This is a genomic window from Comamonas sp. E6 (assembly GCF_001010305.1).
Lineage (GTDB): Bacteria > Pseudomonadota > Gammaproteobacteria > Burkholderiales > Burkholderiaceae_C > Comamonas > Comamonas thiooxydans.
Window position 1 is genome coordinate 175,253 of the sequence record NZ_BBXH01000012.1, and the last position, 21,713, is coordinate 196,965.

Sequence of the window (21,713 nt, forward strand, 5' to 3'; positions counted from 1 at the left end):
AACGGCGCAGGCGCCGGACGCTCACGGGAGCCTGTTGTGCGCTTTACAGGGCATAAGCATACGCGCTAGGCCTTTTCCGGTGCCCGCGCACGACAAGCGTTGCTCTACAGATGCTCGCAGGGCCCGAGGCATGATGCCAGGCCAAGGAGCAATGACGACATGGAAGAAATCAGCTGGAACGACTTTATGAAGGTGGAGCTGCGCGTGGGCCGCGTGCTGCAGGCCGAGGTATTTGCCGAGGCCCGCAAGCCCGCCTACAAGCTGCTGGTGGACCTGGGTCCCGAGCTGGGCCAGCGCAAGTCCAGCGCGCAGATCACCGAGCATTACCAACCCGAGGAGCTGATAGGACGGCTGGTGGTGGCCGTGATCAACTTTCCCAAGAAGCAGATTGGGCCCTTGATGAGCGAATGTCTTGTGACCGGTTTTCACGATGCCACGGGAGCCGTGGCCCTGTGCGTGCCCGACAAGGAGGTGCCGCTGGGCACGCGCCTGCTGTAATCGGCGTGTTCAGAGGCAAAATGGCCGCCAGCCATTCTCCCGCCTACGGATACTGCTATGAATATCAGCTTCAACCCGCTGGTGCGCGTGCGCACCGTCACCGCCTTTGTCAACCTGAGCGCCGATGAGGCACAGTGGCAGGCCGACCTGACCCAGGCCAAGCAGCAATGCGATGCCGTGGCCGATGCCATTGAGGCCCGGGGCTATCAGGTGCAGTCCATCCGCATCGTGAGCAACCCGTTTGGCGAATATCTGGATGTCTCCAGCGCAGACAGCGCCCAAGCCGGCCTGCAGCGCATTGCCGAAACGCTCAAGGCCATCAACACCGGCAAACGCCGCATCCGCTTTGCCGTGGGCGAGGCGCGCAATGCGCAGGAAGTGGCCCTGCTGCCGCAGCTGATTGCCGCCTATGGCGACCTGTGCAACGCCTGCGTAAACATCGATCTGGATGAACATGGCTTTCTGCAGACCGGTTTGCTGGCCCATAGCGTGCAGGCAATTCAGCAGATCGCGCGCAGCACGCCACGCGGCGAAGGCAACTTCAACTTCACGGTCAACTTCAACTGCGCGCCCGGCATTCCCTATTTCCCGGCCAGCTACCACCGCGGCCAGCACCACGGCGCCCTGGTGCTGGGCCTGGAAACGCCAGACCTCATGGTGGCTGAACTGCAGGAGCTGCAGCAGCAGCGCCTGCAGCTCGATCACGCGGCGTGGTTCAGGCTCGCATTCGAGCGCCTGAGCCAGACTCTGAACGAGCATGCCACTGCCATCCAGCGCTGTGCCGACGGCGTGAAACTGGCCGAGAGCTGGCATATCGCGGGCATGGACACCTCGGCCGCGCCGTCCAAGTCCTGCGCCTCCATGGTCGATGTCTACCAACTGCTGGGCGTGCCCTGTTTCGGCGCCAGCGGCACGGTGGAAGCCTCGGCCCTGCTGACCCGCGTCTTCAAATCAGTCAACGGCGTGACGCAGATCGGCTTCAGCGGCCTGATGCTGGCCGTGACCGAGGACCAAGGCCTGGCCCAGGCCAGTCTGAATGACGAATTCGATATCCGCGCCCTGCTGACCTACAGCAGCGTCTGCGGCATCGGCCTCGATACCGTGCCTGTGCCGGGCGATAGCAGCGCCGAGCAGATCGCCGCCGTCATGCGCGATACGGGCACCATGGCTTTTCGCCTCAACAAGCCGCTGACGGTGCGGCTATTCCCCGTGCCGGGCCTCAAAGCGGGCGACACAACGGTGTTCGAGAGCGCGGATCTGTGCAACTGCGCCGTGCTGGCTCTGCCTTGAGTATCTGATCCTGACCGGCTGCCGCGCCTGGCCGTCAAGCGCCGGCAGCTATTGCTTTTGATATTCCCCTACCCCGGTTCTGTTTGACCTGCCCCCATGGTGGCCGCCGGGGTGCCCCCGGTAAAATTGGCCCTTATGGCAAAAATAATCGTTCTGGCACTGGTGCTGCTTTTCTTTGGCTGCGGGCTGTACATGCATCTGCGCGGCAAGGTGCGCCACAAGGTGGTCAAGCAATTGTTTGACCACTCCACGTTCACAGCGCCGTTCAACGTCTTCATGCTGATGTTCAGCAAGGTGCCGCGCACGCCCTATCTGCCCACCAGCACCTTCCCCGAGCTGGCGCCGCTGCAGGCCAACTGGCGTGAAATCCGCGAGGAAGCCGTCAATCTGCAAAAGAACATGCAGATCAAGGCCGCCGCCAATAACGATGACGCAGGCTTCAACTCCTTCTTCAAGACCGGCTGGAAGCGCTTCTATCTCAAGTGGTACGGCGATGCCCACCCTTCGGCCATGGAGCTGTGCCCCAAGACCACGGCCCTGGTGAAATCGATTCCCAGCGTCAAGGCCGCCATGTTTGCCGAGCTGCCGCCCGGCGCCAAGCTCAATCTGCACCGCGACCCCTATGCAGGCTCGCTGCGCTATCACCTGGCCGTGCTGGCCCCCAACGACGACCGCTGCATGATCGAGGTCGACGGCCAGCCCTATAGCTGGCGTGAAGGTGAAGGCGTGATCTTCGACGAGACCTTTATGCACTGGGCCGAGAACCGCAGCGAAGGCAACCGCATCGTGCTGTTCTGCGATGTGGAGCGCCCCATGACCAATGGCTTTGCCCAGTGGCTCAATCACTGGCTGGGCAAGAACGTGGTGGCCGCCGCCAGCTCGCCCAACAACGAGGGCGATCCGCGCGGCATGATCAGCAAGCTGTTCAAGATCTCGTTCTATGCGGGCAAGTACCGCCGCGCCTTCCGCGACTGGAATCCGACCTTCTACAAGATCCTCAAGTTCGGCCTGATGATTGGCGTGCTGGTCTGGTTTATCTGGTGGTTGGTTTCTTGATAACCCCCTGAGGCGCTACGCGCCTTCCCCTGGCCGGGCGCCCCCAAGGGGGACGGCAGCATCGCCGCAAGGGCAGCTCTTGCTCGCTGCCCCTTGCTTGAGGAATGCCTTATCAAGGCTCCCGCCCTAAAGACAGAGCAAGAAAGCCGCTGTGCGATGCATCAGCGGCTTTCTTGTTTCTGCGGTGCCCTACAGCGCCTTGCGCAGCGTGGTCGTCGGTATCTTGAGCTGCTCGCGGTATTTGGCGACGGTGCGGCGCGCGCACTCGATGCCCTGCTCTTTGAGCATATCGGCCAGCTTGGCGTCCGACAGCGGCTTCTTGGCATCTTCGGCATCGACAAACTGCTTGATCAGCGCACGCACGGCCGTGCTGGAGGCGCTGCCGCCGGTTTCCGTGCCCAGGCCCGAACCGAAGAAGTACTTGAGCTCGAAGGTGCCCTGGGGCGTGGCCATGTACTTGGCGGTGGTCACACGGCTGATGGTGGACTCGTGCAGGCCCAGCGTGTCGGCGATATCGCGCAGCACCAGCGGTCGCATGGCCAGCTCGCCATGCACAAAGAAGTTCTTCTGCCGCTCCACGATGGCTTCGGAGACCCGCAAGATGGTGTCGAAGCGCTGCTGGATGTTCTTGATGAACCAGCGCGCCTCCTGCAGTTGCTGCTGCAGCGCCGCATGGCCGTCGCTGTTCTTGTGGCGGCGCAGTACGCTGGCATAGATGTCATGCACGCGCAGACGCGGCATGACCTCGGGGTTGAGCTGCACGGAGAAGTCCACCCGGCCCGAGCCGGCCCGCACCGGGCGCACGATGACATCGGGCACCACGATATGGCGTTCCACGTCGACAAAGCGGCGCCCCGGACGCGGCTCCAGTCTGGCGATCAGGGCCATGGCCTCGCGCAGTTGCTCCTCGCGCGCACCGCACAGACTGGTGAGCTTGCGCAGATCGCGCCGCGCCAGCAGGTCCATGGGCTGAGCGCAGATGGCCTGCGCCAGCAGCAGCCGGTTCATATGCGCCTCGGTCGTGCCCTCATCCTCGGCGGTGCGGATCAGGTCGCGCAGCTGCAGCTGCAGGCACTCGGCCAGATCACGCGCTCCCACGCCCACGGGCTCCAGGCTTTGCAGCAGCTTCAGCGCAATGACAAAGTGCTGCTCCAGCTCCTCGCGCTCTTCCAGGTCGTCGCCGGCCAGGCTTTGCGCCAGCTCCTGCAGGGAATCCTCGAGATAGCCGTCGTCGCTGAGCGACTCGATGAGAAAGCGCAGCGCCGCCATGTCCGCCGCGCCCAGATGCAGGCTCAGCGCCTGACGATGGAGAAAGTCGGTCAGGCTCTGGTGCTCGCGCGCCAGATCGATGGCATCGGTTTCGTCATCGCCATCGCGGTTGCGCGTGGAGCTGCTGGCCGAGGGCGTATCCCACTCGCTACTGGATTCGCCACCCCATTCCCCGTCCTGACCGTCCAGGCCCTCGGCCTCCCAGTTCAGCGTTTCAGGGGTTTCGGGGTTTGATGTCTCCGCTACCGTTTCAGTAGCTTGTTGCGCTTGCGATGCATCTCTTTCAGCATGAATACTATCTGAAGTACTGTATTCACCGGCGCTATTAGCTACATCTACAGGAGCATCTCCCGCAGTTTCGGCCTCATCGCCCGCACGTTCCAGAAAAGGGTTGTCGACCAGCATCTGCTCGACTTCCTGCGCCAGCTCCAGGGTGGAAAGCTGCAGCAGCTGAATGGATTGCTGCAGCTGCGGCGTAAGCGATAAATGCTGCGAAACGCGTAGCGAGAGACCTGGCTTCATCGAGGCGCGGCCCCCAGACAATCATTGCAAACGCGCGCAGTGCTACGGGTTTGCCGCCGGGCCACCTCAAGGCAAACCCCGGCGCAGCCGGTCAGGGCCCCTTCTGGGGGCAGCGACCGCACAAAGTGAGGGAGCGTGGCGGTCATCACATCCTGAAATGTTCGCCCAGATAGACGCGGCGCACATCGGCGTTCTCCACGATCTCCTCGGGCGTGCCTTCGGCCAGCACATGACCGTCGCTGATGATGAAGGCGTGGTCGCAGATGCCCAGCGTCTCGCGCACATTATGGTCGGTGATCAGCACGCCGATGCCGCGCTCCTTGAGGAAGCCGATGATGCGCTGGATCTCGATCACCGCGATCGGGTCGATGCCGGCAAAAGGCTCGTCAAGCAAAATAAAGCGCGGTTGCGTGGCCAGGGCGCGGGCAATTTCCACGCGACGGCGCTCACCGCCTGACAGCGCCAGCGCCGGCGACTGGCGCAGATGCTCGACGCGCAGCTCCTGCAGCAGGCCCGTGAGGCGCTTTTCGATCTCGTCGCGCGTCAGCGCCTTGCCCTGCTCGTCCTTTTGCAGCTCCAGCACGGCGCGCACATTGTCTTCCACGCTGAGCTTGCGAAAGATGGAGGCTTCCTGGGGCAGATAGGACAGGCCCAGGCGCGAACGCTGGTGAATCGGCATGCCGCCCACCGGCTGGCCGTCGATGAAGATCTCGCCGCCGTCGCTGCGCACCAGGCCCACGATCATGTAGAACGATGTGGTCTTGCCCGCTCCATTAGGGCCGAGCAGACCGACGACCTCGCCTTTTTGCACGGACAGGGACACATCCTTGACCACCTTGCGGCTGCCGTAGGACTTGGCCAGATGTTTGGCCTCCAGGCGGCTGTCGGACTCGCCGCTGCGGCTGCTGGAGAAAGTCGGCTCGCTCATTTCTTCTCGTCGGCTTTCTCGCCGCCCAGCGTCATGCTCTGGCGCAGCTGCGTGGCAGGTGTTGCAGGCTTGGGCTGTGCCCCCGGCGTGCCGTCCTTGGGCGCCATGATGGCGCGCACACGGCCGCCCTGTCCCACGGAGGAGCTAGGCAGGCCGCCGCTGGTCTTCTGGCCATCGACGGTATAGACGTCGGTGATGTTGTTGTAGACGATGATGGAGCCCGTGACCTGATCGCTGAGCTGACCGCCACGGTAGCGGCGCATCTCGCCACGACGGATGAACTTGACGATATCGGCCTTGCCGTCGTACTCGATGACTTCGCCTTCGCCCTCGATGAACTCCTCGGGCTGACCGGCCACGGTATCGCGCTTCTGGCGGAAGAACGCTCGCTTGCCGGCCTCGGCCTTGATCACACCGTACTGATAGCCCTCGGCGTCCTGCCGCACATCGAGCTGAGCACCGCGCAGCACGATGGAGCCCTTGGTCATCACCACATTGCCAGTAAAGACACTGGTCTGCTGCAGCTCGTCATGACGCAACGCATCCGCCTCGATATTCATGGGCTTGGCGCTGTCGGCTTTTTCGGCATGGACAATGCCGGTCGCTGCTGCCAGGGCGCAGGCCAGCGCAAGAGGTAGGAGTGTTTTTTTCATGGAAGGCACGTTGGAGGGTAGGGACAGTTCATTGCTGAACCATCCCCCCCTAAGAACCGGACTTGCGACTTTCACCGCATCCGGCTCAAGCACAACAAGTTCAATCTTCAATACTCTCCATTCTAGGATGGATTGTTTTTTCCTGATTGAACGCTAAGCCCTTGAGAGGCCGGTTTCGCTACCTGTAAACCCAGTGCATGCAACCGCCTGTGACAGACGGGGTGCAGTAGCACCCGATTGGAGAGTTTGTCTGATCCACCCGCCACCTTGTAAACAATGTGGTGGTCGTGCCAGCGTTCCCCTTCTTCCAACGGTTCCGCACATAGTGCGCAACGTCCGTTCTGTGAGATGTAGAGCATCGACGTTTCGTACTGGTACGACATATTTTTCAACATGCGCTTCGTCCTCAAGTCTTCGCCATAAACCTCATCAGCCGGGTCAAAGGGGTTGTAACTCCCTCTGATCTTTTCGTGCCTCACGATCTTTGTATCAGCAAGCTTCAACAATTTGGTCGTGAGTGAGCCGTCTGCCGTTTTCACGGTTGCTGCGAACTCATCCCTGTCCTTGATGCGCCGCCAGTAACGGCTTTTGCACCAGAGGAGGGACTTATTCGGATGTCGTCTTCTCGTCCAGCGCACTAGGCGCCAGTAGATCAGGCTGTCCATCCGACTGAAGGTTTCCTTCGCCACCACCGGTTGGTGGTACTGCGCCCATCCCCGAAGGATTGGGTTCAGTTTGGCTATGAGATCCTCCTGCTTCATGGATACGTGTGACTTCACGATTTCACTGACCTTGCGATAGAGCGCTTGCGCGTTCTTCTTGCTTGGTTTGTTGAGAAACTTCCCTTTGTATTTGCGAAAGTTCCACCCCAGGAAATCGAAACCGGTGTCTATGTGTGTGACCTTCGTCTTTTCCAGTGATAGGCGCAGACCCCGTTGTGCGAGGAATGCTTCTATCCAAGGCCTAACCTCTGTCCCGAGCAGCTCTTGAGAGCTACCCGTGATCACAAAGTCGTCGGCGTACCGGATCACGTTGACTTTCAGTTTCGCGGCCTTTTTCACGCCAAACCGCCCCCGAAGGTATGCGATCAAGCCCGATTCCAGCCCGTTCAGACACATGTTCGCCAATGTTGGCGAGATGATGCCGCCTTGTGGCGTCCCTTCTGTGGTTGGCGATAGGCGGCCCTGGTGGACTACCCCGGCTTTCAACCATTTGAGCAAGATTGTCTTGTTCATAGGAACGTGACGTACCAGCCACTCATGGTTGATATGGTCGAAACAGCCTTGGATATCCGCCTCCAGCACCCACTGAGCAGAGTCTCTCTTGGATGTGCAGACGACTATCTGGCCCATGGCATCCGCCGTCGAGCGATTCCTCCTAAAGCCGTAGCTGTTCAGATCGCTCGTGGTTTCCGCCACAGGTTCCAGTCCAAGCAGGTGTAGCGCCTGCATGGCCCGATCCAACATCGTGGGAATGCCCAGAGGGCGCTCCTTTCCGTTGGACTTCGGGATGTAGACCCGCCGAAGCGGTTTAGCTCTATATCCCCGTTGCTGTTTCAACCGACCAATTGCCACCCGTTTCAGGGCAGGAGAATCCCAAAGCTGGCGATCGACACCTGCCGTTCGCTTGCCTTGGTTTTCGGTAACTCGTCTTACTGCCAGAGCCCTGGCGGAAAACGAGTGGATTAAAGACCGTTGCAAGGCTTTCACCCTGCGCCAGTCTTTCTCCAGCGTAGCCTTCGCTATGCGTTGCTGCGTCGTTCTCACGAACTGCTCGACCCGGTGCCAATCAATGGCGTGCCAGTCTTGCGGTTCGCGTGAGGACGCAGAACTACTGGAGACAGTTGTTTCTCTCATGCTTTCCTCTTTCAGGTTTGACCCTTTGGAGGACGCGTGACTTCCCAAAAGGGAGGCTATGCGTCCCTTTTGGGCTATGAAATGAACACCAACAGTCGCGAGCGACGGTTGCACCAAGTGGAAGTGGGCACGCTTTCGCGTTAGGACAAATGCCTTATGCCACCCATTACAGGCAGCCATTCGCTTTTTCCACTATCCCATACCCCCTCATCCAACAGGTCGCCTTACGACTTCCCTGCCATCGCGCTTGCGCGTGCTGGCGGACGGTGGGGCTTACCACGTTCCCTAATCTACCGACGTTGGCGGCTTGCGCCGCTTCCTGTCTATCCGTTTAGGACTCATCTATCCCGGGGCTGAATGTTGGTGACGTGTGTCTAGCAAGAACAGACACAGCCTTCAGCGTACCTTTTGGTCGTGGCCTATCAGCAGATTTGGCCCCTCAATGGTCACCCAGGTTCGAACGACGATTCACTTTACGTTGCCCATGCGGAATTAGCCTGGCCCCTTAACCGCCTTTCTGCTGGCAGCCTCCAGAAATCACTCTCGCGAGTGGTTTCTGCCGCTATGCGGGGGTACGTTGTCGGGTGAGCTCTGCACAGGACCATTACTGGTCTTGCACATCACCGTAGGCTATTTGTGGTCACACACAAAGTCATAGCGATTCCATTTCTGAAAAGTATGACAAGGCAGATCAGAGCTTTGCGCCCTTCCGTATCTGAAGCCTTACGTCGGGACGTTTCCATGTTCGTGGAAAATTTCAGACGTGTCTCATCCTCACCACACTTCTGTGGCGAAAATGGGCCAAAACGGCGCGCAAATCCTTGGAAAGGACGTGCAAATGCTTGCCCTTCCCTTGTGGGGAAAGGCTTGCAGCCGAATTGAGCCATTCGGCTGCAGATTGAAATTGCTACGTTTTAAGTAGCAATGGAGCTTAGACCTCTAAGGCTTATCGCTCATTTGAAAGATGGCACGAGGCCACAAAAGACGCGACACGTGTCGCACTCTTGCATCCATTGTAGTCATTCCCTTTTTGCAACTTGCGTAAAAAACACCCACAAAAAAGCCCGCACGGCGGCGGGCTTGTTGGGCGTCAAACGTCACTGGCGTCTGCTGCCTGATCTCAGGCCTTGCGGCTGGAGGCGACCAGCGCATTGACCACGCGCAGCACATTCTCCATATTGCCGGCCTTGGTGCCGTCCGTGTAGTAGCGGCCGGCCACACCCATGGCGGGCACGCCTTCCACGTCATATTCGTTTTGCAGCTGAGCGGCCTTGCGCGCCTGATTGGCCACGGTGAAGGAGTTGTAGACCTCCTTGAACTTGGCCAGATCCACGCCCTGCTTGCCGACCCAGTCAAAGATGGCGTCATCGGTCTTGAGCAGATTGCGATCCACGTGGATGGTGCGGAACACCTTGGCATGCAGCTGGGGCAGCAGGTTCATGCCCTCCAGGGCGTAGTACAGCTTTTGCTGTGGCACGAAAGAGGCATTGAAAGCCACGGGCACGCGGCGCACCACCACATCGGCAGGCTGGCTCTTTGCCCAGGCTTCGAACTGGGGCTCGAAGGCATTGCAATGCGGGCAGCTGTACCAGAAGAACTCGACCACCTCGACCTTGCCGGCCGGCGCGCTCACGCTGGCGGGCTTGCCGAGCTTGATGTAGTCCTTGCCTTCCTTGGGCGCAGCGCCCTGGGCCCAGCTGGAGGAGGCACCCAGAGTCAGGGCACCGGCAGCAGCTGCCGAGGCAGCCAGAGAGAATTCGCGACGTTTCATCTAAACAAACTCCTGTATCAGGTCTGCAATATCAGAGCCAACAGGCCCAAAAAAGTTCAGCGTTGTCAAAACTACCAATGGCACAAGTCAGAGGTCTCAAGCAAGGGCCGCCCCGCAGCTAAGCTGCAGTCCCCCGGCGCGCAGCGCCTCAGGGGCCTTGCTATCTGGCCGCGCGCACCAGAGTCGAGTCCACGCCCGCACCGTCGAGCTTGCCCTTGAGCTGCTCAGCGTCGTCACGCTTGCTGAACGGCCCCACGCGCACGCGGAAAACGGTGATGCCGTTCTGCTCACGCTCGCTGATGCGCGACTCCCAGCCCAGCATGGCCAGCTTGGCACGCTGCGCTTCCGCTTCGCTCTGGCCGCGGAAAGCACCGGCCTGCACAAAGTAGTTGAACGCAGAGTCCGAAGAGGATGCCGTCTGCGCGGCCGCCTTTTCCTTGTCTGCACGCGCCTTGTCTGCCTTGTCGGCTGCTGCGGAGCGCTCCTTGACCAGATCACCCAGCGGATCACCCGATGCGGACTTGGCAGGCTTCTCCGGCGTAGAAGGTGGCGGCGGCGTGGTGACTCCGCCGGTTGCAGTAGGTTGTACCGCAGGTGTAGGCGGCGACACCGTCACATCGCTTGGAGGAACTGGTGGTGTCACCGGGGGCGGTGCAGGCTGGCGGCTCTGCAGCGGTGCGTTGGGGTCCCAGTTCTTGTTGCGCTCGGCCTCGGCCGCATCGCGCTGAGTGTTGTTTCCACCCTTGTTGAGGAAGGGCACCGGCACCTTGGTCACATAGATGGCCACGGCCAGGGCCGCAGCCAGACCGATGACCATGCCAAAGATAAGCCCCAGGATGGTTCCACCGCGTTGCTGGTTCTTCATATCAGTCGCTTAACGCTTTCTGCTTCAGTTATTCCATTCTCAGATCCATCGACCCCTGACAGGCAAGGCCAGCAAGGCGACCGATGGACAGGAAACTGGGATTACATGCGCTCGGGTGCGCTCACACCCAGCACCGCCAGACCATTGTGCAACACCTGGGCCGTGGCAGCGACCAGGGCCAGACGTGCGAGCTTGACCTTTTCGTCGTCCACCAGGATGCGCTCTGCGTCGTAGTAGCTGTGATAGCTGGAGGCCAGATCGCGCAGATAGAAGGTCACGTCGTGCGGTGCGTTGCCTTCGGCAGCAGCAGTCAGCATCTCGGGGTACTTGGCCAGCAGCAGCATCAGCGCCTGGGCCTGCGGGCCTTCCAGAGCGGACAGGTCCACATCCTTGAGTGCCGCCAGGCCTGCACCGCCGGCCTCCTGCCAGGCACGCAGCACGGACTGGATGCGCGCATGGGCATACTGCACGTAGTACACGGGGTTGTCGTTGTTCTGGGCCACGGCCAGATCCACGTCGAAGGTGTACTCGGTGTCGGGCTTGCGCGAGAGCAGGAAGAAGCGCACGGCATCCTTGCTGGTCCACTCGATCAGATCGCGCAGCGTGACGTAGGAGCCGGCGCGCTTGCTGATCTTGACCTCTTCGCCGTTGCGCACCACGCGCACCATGGTGTGCAGCACGTAGTCGGGGTAGCCCTCGGGGATGCCTACATCGGCAGCCTGCAGGCCGGCGCGCACGCGGGCAATGGTGCCGTGGTGGTCCGTACCCTGAATGTTCACCACCTTGGTGAAGCCACGCTTGAACTTCTGGATGTGATAGGCCACATCGGGCACAAAGTAGGTGTAGCCGCCGTCAGTCTTGCGCATCACGCGGTCTTTGTCGTCGCCGTAGTCGGTGGACCTGAGCCACAGCGCGCCGTCCTGCTCATAGGTCTTGCCGTTGGCGATCAGGCGGTTGACCGTCGCTTCGACATGACCGTTTTCATAGAGGCTGGACTCGAGGTAGTACTCGTCGAACTTGAGGTTGAAGGCCTGCAGATCCTTGTCCTGCTCGTTGCGCAGATAGGCCACGGCAAACTGGCGGATGTTGTCGTAATCCTCGACATCGCCGTTGGCGGTGAACTCGCGGTCATCAGCCTTGATGGTTTCCTTGGCCAGGAAAGCCTTGGCGATGTCGGCAATGTAGTCACCGTTGTAGAAATTCTTGGCCAGCGGGTTTTCGCTGTCGGTGGGCCAGCATTCGTCACCGGGCTTGAAGCCTTTGGCGCGCAGCTGGGTGCTCTTGGTCAGGGTGTCGATCTGCACGCCCGCGTCGTTGTAATAGAACTCGCGGTGAACCTTCCAGCCCTGGGTGGAATAGAGGTTGCTGATGGCGTCGCCGATCGCAGCCTGGCGGCCATGGCCCACATGCAGAGGGCCGGTGGGGTTGGCGGAGACGAACTCGACGAGGATGTTTTCACCGCGATCGGCCTGGTAGCCGAACTTCTGGGCTTGCGCCAGCACTTCGCGCACCACCTCCTGCTTGGCAGCAGGCTTGAGGCGAATGTTGAGAAAGCCCGGACCCGCGATTTCAATCGCATCCACCCACTGCTGGAAGGCGGCTGTAGCCTCCAGCGCGGTCTTGAGCTGCTCGCCCAGGGCGCGCGGGTTGGCCTTCAGAGGCTTGGCCAGCTGCATGGCCGCCGTGCAGGCGAAATCGCCATGGGCTGCCACTTTGGGGTTTTCAAACGCAGCGCGTGCGCCGGCGCCGGGCGAGAGTGTTTCGAGCTCAGCAGCCAGGGCTGCGAGCAATTCCTGTTTGACGGAGAGCATCGCGGGATTTTACGTGCCGGATTCAAGTCCTGCCGAATCGCTGGCGCCACACCCTTGTTCCAGGGCCGGTTCACAGGCTGTAGGGCGGTATCTGCATGTTTCGGCGGCCACACACAGTCATTGCGCAAAGGGAAGTCATTCTCGCTTGAACCCCGAATGCAGGCCATGCCCACGTTCAGCGGCGAGCTCAGCCGCGGCTGGAACCTGTTTGCCGGCTACACCTTCAACTGCAACACCTGCGAGCGCGACATCAACCACCAGGATCTGGCTGCGATGCTGACGCTACGCGGCACGTTCTGAATGCCGCAGACGTGAAAAAGGCCGCTTTGCAGCGGCCTTTGTCTTTTGCGGGGTCTGGCGCAGATTACATGCCGCGCGCCCAGAAGATGGCAACCACGGCGATCACCGGCACCACATGGCCCTGCCACATCACCCATTTGCGGGTCTGCTTGATTTCCTCGGGCGGCGGCAGCTGACCGCTTGCATCCAGCGCCTTCTTCCAGCGGCGGAAGGTCAGCGTGGGCTTGAGCGAAAGCAAAAAGGCGATGACGAACAGCGTCATCTTGAGATGGAACAGCGGCGAGGCCGTATAGGCTCCCATGCCCTTGACGCCCCAGAGCAGGCGCGCGATGCCGGTCAACAGCAGGATGACGGCGGCAATGCCGTAGATCATGTCCAGCCTGGCCAGGCGCTGCACCACGGCGGCATTCATCCATTCCACACGACACAGGGCGGCCTGGCTGGTCAGAAACACCACCAGGGTCAGGATCGCCAGCAGATGGGCGCTGGCAAGAACAGCTTCAAAGGTCATGGCTTCATCGTAGAAAAAAGGACGGGTTCAGCGGCCTGTATCAGGCCACGGCGACCGGTCCATTGTCTACCGTTTCAAGCCCGCTCAGAGATCCACGCCGAGACGAAAGAAGTCCGGCTGGTTGTAGTGGTGCTTGAGGTAGTCGATCCACATGCGCACGCGCAGCGGCATGTGCTTGCGCTGGGGGAAGACCACGAAGATGCCGTTGGGCGGCGCGGCAAACTCTTCCAGCACGGGCACGAGGCGACCGGCGGCGATCTCGGCCTCCACCTCCCAGGTGCTGCGCCAGGCAATGCCCCAGCCGCCCAGGCACCAGTCGTGCAACACCTGACCGTCGGAGCAGTCCAGCGGGCCACCCGGCTTGAAGTGCACGACCTCGCTGGTGCCGCTTTCGGGATGCGGGATGCGGAAGGCCCAACCCCGTGTTTGCGAGGCGTCGGACGACAGCGTCAGACAGTCATGCTGGGTCAGCTCGCTGGGATGCTTGGGCGTGCCGCGGCGCTCCAGATAGCCGGGCGTGGCCACGCACAGGCGGCGGTTGTCGGCAATGCGCACGCTGACCAGGGCCGAGTCCGGCAGATCGCCCACGCGCACCGCGCAATCGAAGCCCTCGCCCGCCAGATCGACCACGCGGTCGCTGAGGTTCAGCGAGATGGTGACATCGGGGTGCAGGTCGCGGAAGCGCGGCACCAGCGGCGCCACATGGCGGCGGCCGAAACCGGCAGGCGCCGTGATGCGCAGATGGCCCGTGGCCTTGACGCCGCCGGCCGACACGCTGGCCTCGGCATTGCACACATCGGAGAGCAGGCGCTGGCAATCTTCCAGGAAGGCGCTGCCTTCGTGGGTCAGCGAGATGCGGCGCGTGGTGCGCACCATGAGCTTGACGCCCAGATGCTCTTCCAGAGCGTCCAGACGGCGCCCCATGATGGCGGGCGCCACACCTTCGGCCTTGGCTGCAGCCGTCAAGCTGCCCCTGGTCGCTACCGATACAAAAGACTCAAATGCCTTGAGTTTGTCCATGACCGCTGCTCCTGTCTGGTCCGTGTTGTCTCCTGCTGCGGTAGCGTGCACTACTAATACAAGAGCACATACCGCACAAGCAGTCTTGATTTCTCAAATGTTTTTATCGAAAGTTCTTTAAACAAGAGCGCTGACTGCTATCACTATAAAAGTCATCAATCAGCGCTGCATGCCTGTCCCGCATGCGACTTCATTGCGATATATCTTACTTAGAAGTCACAAGTTGTCGGTGAATCTTTGATGTTTATATATGTTTATATCAAAATTTACCGTTTTCCCTGAGGCAGGAATATCGCTTATTCGCCAGCGCCATGAGCTGTTGGGCAGAGCCAGGCGTTAAACCTATGATTTGCAAAACACATTTACAAATCCGCTGCCGCCCGCCGTCATGAGCTTTTCACCCGTTTCTGCCGCCCATCTGGCCGATTTGCTGGACCGCTCCGGCCAGGGCTGTGCACTCTGGAATGCCGAAGGGCTGCTGCTCATGGCCACTCCCGCCTGGTGCCAATGGCTGGATGTGCCCGAGGACACCAGCCCCATCGGCCAGCCGCTGCAGGGTCTGCTGCCTGCCCAGATCTGGCAAGTCCACGGCCCGCGCTTTACGGCCGCCGCCCGGGGCTTGCACCAGGAATATGACGACATACGGCCCGGTGACTCCGGTTCGCAGCACCACCGCCGCATACAGCTCACGCCCGGCGCAGCCGATGCCCAGGGCCGGCACGAGGTGCTGATGCAGCTCAGCGACATAGGACGCGAATATGCGCGTGGCGAAGTCATTGCACGCCAGCGCGAGCAGCTGCAGGCCTTGCACGAGCAACTGCGCAGCAGCCGCCAGGACGCGGGCGAGCTCGGCAGGTTGCGTACCCTGCTGGACTGGCGCACGGCCATGCTGAGCGAACACAACGAGATGCTGCAGCTGCTCTCCCATGAAATCCGCCAGCCGCTGAACAATGCCTCGGCTGCCATGCAGGCCACGCTCAAGGCCATCGAAGATCTGCATCTGGCCGATGCCGCGCCCGCCGCCAGGGCCTTGCTGCGCGCCGAGCATGTGCTGCAGCAGGTGATAGGCACACTGGACAACACCCTGACCGCCGGCACTATTTTGGCCGCGGGCGGCAAAGCCGGCGCCTCCAGCGAGACCGATCTGCCGACCTTGATCAAGCTGGTGCTGCACGATATTGCGGCCGACCTGCGCCCGCGCATCGATGTGCAATGGCTGACCACGGCACGCACCGTACAGCTGCATCCGGCGCTGATGCGGCTGACGCTTCGCAATCTGCTCAACAACGCCCTGGCCTATGCGCCCGCAGATACCCCGGTGCAGCTGCGCATCTCCGAGTCCGACGAGCCGCTGGCACTGATTCTGGAAGTCGTGGACCAGGGCCCCGGCATTTCCGAGGAGCTGCTCCCGCGTCTGTTCGAAAAAGGCTCGCGCGGCAACCACAGCCACGGCCGCCCGGGCGCCGGCCTGGGCCTGTTCATCGTGCATGCGGTCTTGCAGTTGCACCAAGGTACAGTACAAGCTCTGCCGCACAGCCCGCATGGCACGATCATGCGCCTGGTCATTCCCCAAGGTCTTGCCGAATGAGGTCCGCCGCCCATGCTGCCTGCCACTCTTGCCCTGGTCGACGACGACACCGAGTACTGCGAATTTCTGGCCCAGCATCTGCGCGGCCAGGGCGTGGAGGTCACGGCATACAGCGACAGCAGCGACCTGCTGACCGACGACGCACCCTATCGATTTGATTTCTATGTGCTGGACCTGATGCTGCCCGGGGTGGCTGGCACCGAGCTGCTGCGCATCATCCGCAAGCGCAGCCAGGCCGGCGTGCTGATTGTCTCGGGGCGCCTGGGGCCCGAAGTGTTTGCCGAAGTCATCAACGCCGGTGCAGATATGTATCTGACCAAGCCCGTGACCTTCGAGCAGGTGGAACTGGCCGTTCGCGCCGTGCACCGGCGCATCATGACCACGGCCCGGACGGCCACGGCCTGGAAGCTGGACAGCCGCCGCAGTCTGCTGACCGCCCCCGATGGCCAGAGCGTGGAGCTGGGCGCCACCGACCTGATGCTGATGGAGTGCTTTTTGCAGGCCCAGGGCGAAACCGTCAGCCGCGACCATATCCGCAGCCTGCTGACCCATACCAGCGCAGCCGAGTCCGACAACAACCTGCACGCCACCATCTACCGCCTGCGCCGCCGCATCGAAAAGGCGACGCCCGTGGCCGTGCCACTGCAGTCCCAGCAGAAAGTGGGCTACCAGTTCCGCGCCCCCTTGATCGCGGCCTGATCAATTCGGCGCGAAAAACAAGAACGGGCCTCCAGGCCCGTTGCGCGTCTTCAGACCGGCTGAATCACATGACGAACTTGGACTCCACATCCGAGACCTTGCGCCTGGCCAGGGCCAGGTTGGCACGGCCGTTGTCCAGCACGTAGTAGATGAAGATGCCGTTGATCTTCTCGGCAGGGCGCAGGATGTGATACTGCTTGCCCAGGGTGATCAGAATGTCTTCGATGCTGTCATTCAGACCCAGGGACTTCATGGTCTTCATCTTGGCGCGCACCACTTCGGTATTGCCTGCGGCAGCCAGCTCCAGGTCCACGCCGGAACCTATGCTGCCCAACAGCATGCCGCTGTTGTAATCCACCACTGCCGCGCACATGGCGCCATCCAGGGTCATCAGATCTTGCAGGCTTTCGTTCAGATTCGCCATCAGGAGCTCCTTGGTAAAGATTGGCTGGCCGATATCGGAAGATGCTCAATTTGTTTCAAGATTAACAAATCATTTCTGAGCGCGGATATCGACTTATGACAGACAAAGCCTTGTCATTTGATTGCATGCACTTACTTCAGGAACAAAGATTAGACACGTGAAAACACCGTCCAATCTGCCGCCAGCTCAGGCCTGGCAAGCGATTGAAGCTATTGCTTCGGGAGAAACCTCGCGCCGCCTCCTCCAGTCTCTGCCATCTATTGCTGAGCCCGTCACCGCCGCAGCCGCCGCGCATACCGGTCAGAACTGACGAACTCTGGCGCCTTTGGTACGTAAAACGCATAAATTCCAGGAACTCCATATAAAAACATCATGAGTTCTGAACTATTTAGGCTATTTATGTACTCAAAAAATTCAAATACAGTCTCCCCACATGCTGCCCGTGATGGGCAACGACTCCTGAATCCCGAGACATCACAACCAGAGGTTTCCAATGACTGATCGCACCCAAGTCCACGGCCTGCAAGTCGCCACCGAGCTGTACAACTTTGTGAACACGCAAGTGCTGCCTGGCACGGGCGTGGACCAGGACACCTACTGGAAGGGCTTCGACGCCATCGTGGCCGATCTGGCGCCCAAGAACGCAGCCCTGCTGGCCGAGCGCGATCGCCTGCAGACGCAGCTCGATACCTGGCACAAGGCCAACCCCGGCCCCATCGCCGACATGGCGGCTTACCGCCAGTTTCTGACCAGCATCGGCTATCTGGTGGAGTCTCCCAAGGACGCCAAGGCCACGACCGAAAACGTCGACGCCGAACTGGCCATTCAGGCCGGCCCCCAGCTGGTGGTGCCCATTCTGAACGCCCGCTACGCGCTGAACGCCGCCAACGCCCGCTGGGGCTCGCTGTACGACGCGCTGTATGGCACGGACGCCATCAGCGAAGAAGGCGGCGCCGAGAAGGGCAAGGGCTACAACCCCGTGCGCGGCGCCAAGGTCATCGCATTCGCACGCAACTTCCTCGATCAGGCCGTGCCCCTGGCCTCGGGCTCGCACAAGGACTCCACCGGCTACGCCGTCGAAGGCGGCAAGCTGGTCGTGTCCCTGAAGGACGGCAGCAAGACCAGCCTGAAGGACGAAGCCAAGTTCATCGGCTACCAGGGCGATGCTGCGGCTCCCAAATCGGTGCTGCTCAAGAACAACGGCATCCACATCGACATCATCATCAACAAGTCCACCCCCATCGGCAGCACTGACGCCGCCGGCGTGGCCGACGTGGTGGTCGAGGCCGCTCTGTCCACCATTCTGGATCTGGAAGACTCCGTGGCCGCTGTGGATGCCGAAGACAAGGTCAACGGCTATGCCAACTGGCTGGGCATTCTGAAGGGCACGCTGACCGAGTCCTTTGAAAAGGGCGGCAAGATCGTGACCCGTGGTCTGAACCCCGACCGCGAATACACCGGCGCCGACGGCAAGCCCGTGAAGCTGCACGGCCGCTCGCTGATGTTCGTGCGCAACGTGGGCCATCTGATGACCAACCCCGCCGTGCTGTGGGGCCCCGAGCAGAAGGAAATCCCCGAAGGCATCATGGACGCGCTGGTGACTACCGCCATCGCCATTCACGACCTGAAGGGCGGCGCCAACGGCATCCGCAATAGCCGCACAGGCAGCGTCTACATCGTCAAGCCCAAGATGCACGGCCCCGCCGAAGCCGCCTTCGCGAACGAACTGTTCGGCCGCGTTGAAAAGGTTCTGGGCCTGCCCGAGAACACCGTCAAGCTCGGCATCATGGACGAAGAGCGTCGCACTTCTGTCAACCTGAAGGCCGCTATCGCTGCTGCACCCGCACGCGTGGCCTTCATCAACACCGGCTTCCTGGACCGCACCGGCGATGAAATGCACACCGCCATGTATGCCGGCCCCATGGTCCGCAAGGCCGACATGAAGACCTGCGCCTGGCTGCCCGCCTATGAAAAGAACAACGTGCTGGTCGGCCTGAACATGGGCCTGCGCGGCCGCGCCCAGATCGGCAAGGGCATGTGGGCCATGCCCGACCTGATGAAGGCCATGCTGGAGCAGAAGATTGCCCAGCCCAAGGCCGGTGCCAACACCGCCTGGGTGCCCTCGCCCACCGGCGCCACCCTGCACGCCCTGCACTATCACCAGATCAATGTGGCCGACGTGCAAAAGGGTCTGGAAAGCCCCAACGCCGACGCCGAGTGCGACGAACTGCTGAACGCCATCCTGCAAGTGCCCGTGTCCACCAACCCCAAATGGAGCGATGCGGAAAAGCAGCAGGAAGTGGACAACAACGTGCAAGGCATCCTCGGCTATGTGGTGCGCTGGATCGACCAGGGCGTGGGCTGCTCCAAGGTGCCCGACATCCACAACGTAGGCCTGATGGAAGACCGCGCCACGCTGCGCATCTCCAGCCAGCACATCGCCAACTGGCTGCAGCACGGCATCGTCACCGAAGCCATGGTGCGCGACAGCTATGCCCGCATGGCCAAGATCGTTGACGAGCAGAACGCCGGCGACGCAGCCTACAAGAGCCTGGTGGCCAATCCCGATGGCGCAGCCTATCAGGCGGCTCTGGACCTGGTGTTCAAGGGCAAGGAACAGCCTTCCGGCTACACCGAGCCTCTGCTGCACGCCTGGCGCCTGAAGGTCAAGGCCGGCGCCTGATTGCCGGGCAAGGCCGCTCCTGAACAAGGAGCGGCTCTCGCTTGATATCAATGGCTTTCAAAGATTTTTCTATCTGAATCCATTGATTCAATGGCGCAAGCAGCTATCAAAATGCACTCCATGTCAGTACATCGAGTGCATTTTTCTTGACCTCAGTCCTCGCGATGCCGGATGGCTTCTACACTGCGGCCATGCCCATCGATCCTCTCGTAGACGCCAGCCGCTGCCCTCTGTGCGGCCAGCCCAACCAGTGCGCCATCAGCGCCGGCCTGCCGCCTCAGAGCTGCTGGTGCATGCAGACCCCGGTTTCCCGGGACGCACTGGAGCGGCTGCCCGCCGACGCACGCGGCAAGGCCTGCATCTGCCCCGCCTGTGCGCGGCCGGTTGCCGACGATTCCACCCCTGCCTGATCCTGCGCTCACCGCCTTGCAGCTCGGGCATTCAACATCAGCAAGGAGACCTTGATGCCCACCTATCGCATTGAACTGTTTGAAGGCCGCAGCGTTGAACAAAAGCGCAAGCTGGCCGAAGAAATCACCCGCGTGACCACCGAGGTGCTGGGCAGTGCCCCCGAGTCCGTGGACATCATCATCACCGACGTGCCGCGCCACAACTGGGCCACCGGCGGCAAGCTCTGGTCGGAGCAAAGCTGACCGACCCGCACGCGGCCGAGGCCGTCCTGGGACGGCTCTTGGCCAGCCCGGCCTTATGATGGGCCTCTTTTCCCAACCCCAAGCCAGCAAGGAAACCTGCACATGCCCACCTACCATGTCGAAATGATGGAAGGCCGTACCGTCGAACAAAAGCGCAAGCTGGTCGAAGAAATCACCCGCGTCAGCGTTGAAGTGCTGGGCGGCTCGCCCGAATCGGTGGACATCATCATCACCGACATCAAGCGTCACGACTGGGCCACCGGCGGCAAGCTCTGGCTGGACCGCGAATAGGCCATCGCCGCCCTCTTGCGCAAAGCAGCTTAGGCTGCTTTTTTCATGCTGGCTTGGCAGCGGTTGACGATCTCTGCCATGCAGCACCATCATTGACGAAATCATCCATAGATTCTTGGGCTATAAAGCTTTTTTGCTTGAAAGATATGACGAAGCCATGTGCCAGCTGCTTGGAATGAACTGCAACACGCCTACCGATGTGCGCTTTAGCTTCTCAGGCTTCACGCAGCGCGCAGGCAACACCGGCGACCACACAGACGGCTGGGGCATCGCCTTCTTCGAAGACAAGGGCCTGCGCCACTTCGTCGATCACGAACGCGCCGTCGACTCCCAGATCGCCAAGCTCATCCGCGAATACCCGATCAAGAGCACCAACGTCATCGCCCATATCCGCAAGGCCACCCAGGGCGTGGTCAGCCTGCAGAACTGCCATCCCTTTGTGCGCGAGCTCTGGGGACGCAACTGGGTCTTCGCGCACAACGGCGATCTCAAGAACTTTGCCCCCAAGTTGCACGCCCACTTCCAGCCCATTGGCAACACGGACAGCGAGCAGGCCTTCTGCTGGATCATGCAGGAGCTGTGGAAGTCCCATGCGGGCGTGCCCAGCATCGAAGAGCTGACCCACACCCTGCGCGAGCTGGCCGCCAAGATCGCACCGCACGGCACGTTCAACTTCCTGCTCTCCAACGGCGAGGCGCTCTGGGCCCATGCCACGACCCACCTCTGCTACATCGAGCGTAGACATCCCTTCACCCAGGCACAGCTGTCCGACGAGGATCTCAGCGTGGACTTCTCCCGCGAAACCACCCCCCAGGACAAGGTGGCCATCATCGTCACCGCCCCTCTGACACAGAACGAGCAGTGGACTCCCTTCCAGAACGGCGAGCTGCGCGTGTTTGTGCATGGCCAGGCCGCACCATACTGAAGTGCTTCAGGCTGACTGCTGAAGAATAAAAAGAGAGCGCCAGGCGCTCTCTTTTTATGGGGTTCCGGTATTTTTGTAGCCGGAATGCTTTGACACCCTG

The 21,713-nt window shown here is 61.2% G+C and carries 21 protein-coding genes; 11 read left to right on the forward strand and 10 right to left on the reverse strand.

The features are described from left to right. Window positions 1-159 precede the first annotated feature (159 nt). From CSE6_RS11865 to CSE6_RS11875, 3 genes are all read left to right on the forward strand, one after another. Complete coding sequence (locus CSE6_RS11865; protein WP_003068205.1) at window positions 160-498, forward strand: tRNA-binding protein; 339 nt, start codon at window positions 160-162, stop codon at window positions 496-498. 57 nt (window positions 499-555) lie between these two features. Continuing rightward, entirely contained in the window at window positions 556-1,788 is a 1,233-nt protein-coding gene (locus CSE6_RS11870; RefSeq protein WP_059440612.1) for a DUF711 family protein, read from the forward strand. A 135-nt stretch (window positions 1,789-1,923) separates the two neighbouring features. Then, a complete protein-coding gene (locus CSE6_RS11875; protein WP_080746150.1) occupies window positions 1,924-2,844 on the forward strand; it encodes an aspartyl/asparaginyl beta-hydroxylase domain-containing protein in 921 nt (306 codons plus the stop codon). Between the two features lie 189 nt (window positions 2,845-3,033). Here the strand turns inward: CSE6_RS11875 and CSE6_RS11880 are convergent, their stop codons facing one another. The 7 genes from CSE6_RS11880 to argS form a co-directional block, all read right to left on the reverse strand. Beyond that, entirely contained in the window at window positions 3,034-4,635 is a 1,602-nt protein-coding gene (locus tag CSE6_RS11880) for an RNA polymerase factor sigma-54 (protein WP_059440613.1), read from the reverse strand. A gap of 145 nt (window positions 4,636-4,780) precedes the next feature. After that, a complete protein-coding gene (gene lptB, locus CSE6_RS11885; protein WP_034355232.1) occupies window positions 4,781-5,563 on the reverse strand; it encodes an LPS export ABC transporter ATP-binding protein in 783 nt (260 codons plus the stop codon). Further along, window positions 5,560-6,216 (reverse strand): lipopolysaccharide transport periplasmic protein LptA, encoded by a 657-nt coding sequence (gene lptA, locus CSE6_RS11890; RefSeq protein WP_003068194.1) that lies wholly within the window; start codon window positions 6,214-6,216, stop codon window positions 5,560-5,562. The genes lptB and lptA overlap by 4 nt, the downstream gene beginning before the upstream one ends. Window positions 6,217-6,338: 122 nt before the next feature. Beyond that, entirely contained in the window at window positions 6,339-8,072 is a 1,734-nt protein-coding gene (gene ltrA / locus CSE6_RS11895; RefSeq protein ID WP_059440627.1) for a group II intron reverse transcriptase/maturase, read from the reverse strand. A 1,120-nt stretch (window positions 8,073-9,192) separates the two neighbouring features. After that, complete coding sequence (locus CSE6_RS11900; RefSeq protein WP_034396722.1) at window positions 9,193-9,843, reverse strand: thiol:disulfide interchange protein DsbA/DsbL; 651 nt, start codon at window positions 9,841-9,843, stop codon at window positions 9,193-9,195. Between the two features lie 160 nt (window positions 9,844-10,003). Next, window positions 10,004-10,708 carry an SPOR domain-containing protein gene (locus CSE6_RS11905; protein WP_034355240.1) on the reverse strand — a complete coding sequence of 235 codons (705 nt, stop codon included), beginning with the start codon at window positions 10,706-10,708 and terminating at the stop codon, window positions 10,004-10,006. A 101-nt stretch (window positions 10,709-10,809) separates the two neighbouring features. Beyond that, on the reverse strand, window positions 10,810-12,519 hold the full coding sequence (gene argS / locus CSE6_RS11910) for an arginine--tRNA ligase (protein WP_003068188.1): 1,710 nt from the start codon (window positions 12,517-12,519) through the stop codon (window positions 10,810-10,812). A gap of 165 nt (window positions 12,520-12,684) precedes the next feature. Between argS and CSE6_RS26690 the strand changes: the two genes are divergently transcribed. After that, window positions 12,685-12,819 (forward strand): hypothetical protein, encoded by a 135-nt coding sequence (locus CSE6_RS26690; RefSeq protein ID WP_274522620.1) that lies wholly within the window; start codon window positions 12,685-12,687, stop codon window positions 12,817-12,819. A 64-nt stretch (window positions 12,820-12,883) separates the two neighbouring features. Here the strand turns inward: CSE6_RS26690 and CSE6_RS11915 are convergent, their stop codons facing one another. Then, entirely contained in the window at window positions 12,884-13,330 is a 447-nt protein-coding gene (locus tag CSE6_RS11915; RefSeq protein ID WP_059440614.1) for a DUF2214 family protein, read from the reverse strand. A gap of 84 nt (window positions 13,331-13,414) precedes the next feature. Next, a complete protein-coding gene (locus CSE6_RS11920) occupies window positions 13,415-14,350 on the reverse strand; it encodes a LysR family transcriptional regulator (protein WP_003060536.1) in 936 nt (311 codons plus the stop codon). Between the two features lie 388 nt (window positions 14,351-14,738). Here CSE6_RS11920 and CSE6_RS11925 point away from each other — a divergent pair, with 388 nt between their 5' ends. Continuing rightward, on the forward strand, window positions 14,739-15,938 hold the full coding sequence (locus CSE6_RS11925; RefSeq protein ID WP_059440615.1) for a sensor histidine kinase KdpD: 1,200 nt from the start codon (window positions 14,739-14,741) through the stop codon (window positions 15,936-15,938). 12 nt (window positions 15,939-15,950) lie between these two features. After that, window positions 15,951-16,637 (forward strand): response regulator transcription factor, encoded by a 687-nt coding sequence (locus CSE6_RS11930; RefSeq protein WP_045838848.1) that lies wholly within the window; start codon window positions 15,951-15,953, stop codon window positions 16,635-16,637. A 64-nt stretch (window positions 16,638-16,701) separates the two neighbouring features. Here CSE6_RS11930 and CSE6_RS11935 read toward each other — a convergent pair whose 3' ends face one another. Continuing rightward, on the reverse strand, window positions 16,702-17,061 hold the full coding sequence (locus CSE6_RS11935) for a hypothetical protein (RefSeq protein WP_003068180.1): 360 nt from the start codon (window positions 17,059-17,061) through the stop codon (window positions 16,702-16,704). 493 nt (window positions 17,062-17,554) lie between these two features. Here CSE6_RS11935 and CSE6_RS11940 point away from each other — a divergent pair, with 493 nt between their 5' ends. The 5 genes from CSE6_RS11940 (at window position 17,555) to CSE6_RS11960 (ending at window position 21,613) form a co-directional block, all read left to right on the forward strand. Continuing rightward, on the forward strand, window positions 17,555-19,744 hold the full coding sequence (locus CSE6_RS11940; protein WP_059440616.1) for a malate synthase G: 2,190 nt from the start codon (window positions 17,555-17,557) through the stop codon (window positions 19,742-19,744). Window positions 19,745-19,908: 164 nt separating this feature from the next. Continuing rightward, window positions 19,909-20,154 carry a cysteine-rich CWC family protein gene (locus tag CSE6_RS11945; protein WP_152668563.1) on the forward strand — a complete coding sequence of 82 codons (246 nt, stop codon included), beginning with the start codon at window positions 19,909-19,911 and terminating at the stop codon, window positions 20,152-20,154. A 54-nt stretch (window positions 20,155-20,208) separates the two neighbouring features. Continuing rightward, window positions 20,209-20,397: a 4-oxalocrotonate tautomerase gene (locus CSE6_RS11950; RefSeq protein WP_003060526.1), complete on the forward strand. Its 189-nt coding sequence runs from the start codon at window positions 20,209-20,211 to the stop codon at window positions 20,395-20,397. 102 nt (window positions 20,398-20,499) lie between these two features. Further along, window positions 20,500-20,688 (forward strand): 4-oxalocrotonate tautomerase, encoded by a 189-nt coding sequence (locus CSE6_RS11955; RefSeq protein WP_003060524.1) that lies wholly within the window; start codon window positions 20,500-20,502, stop codon window positions 20,686-20,688. A 157-nt stretch (window positions 20,689-20,845) separates the two neighbouring features. Continuing rightward, window positions 20,846-21,613 carry a class II glutamine amidotransferase gene (locus CSE6_RS11960; protein WP_034355257.1) on the forward strand — a complete coding sequence of 256 codons (768 nt, stop codon included), beginning with the start codon at window positions 20,846-20,848 and terminating at the stop codon, window positions 21,611-21,613. The last annotated feature ends 100 nt before the right edge of the window (window positions 21,614-21,713 follow it).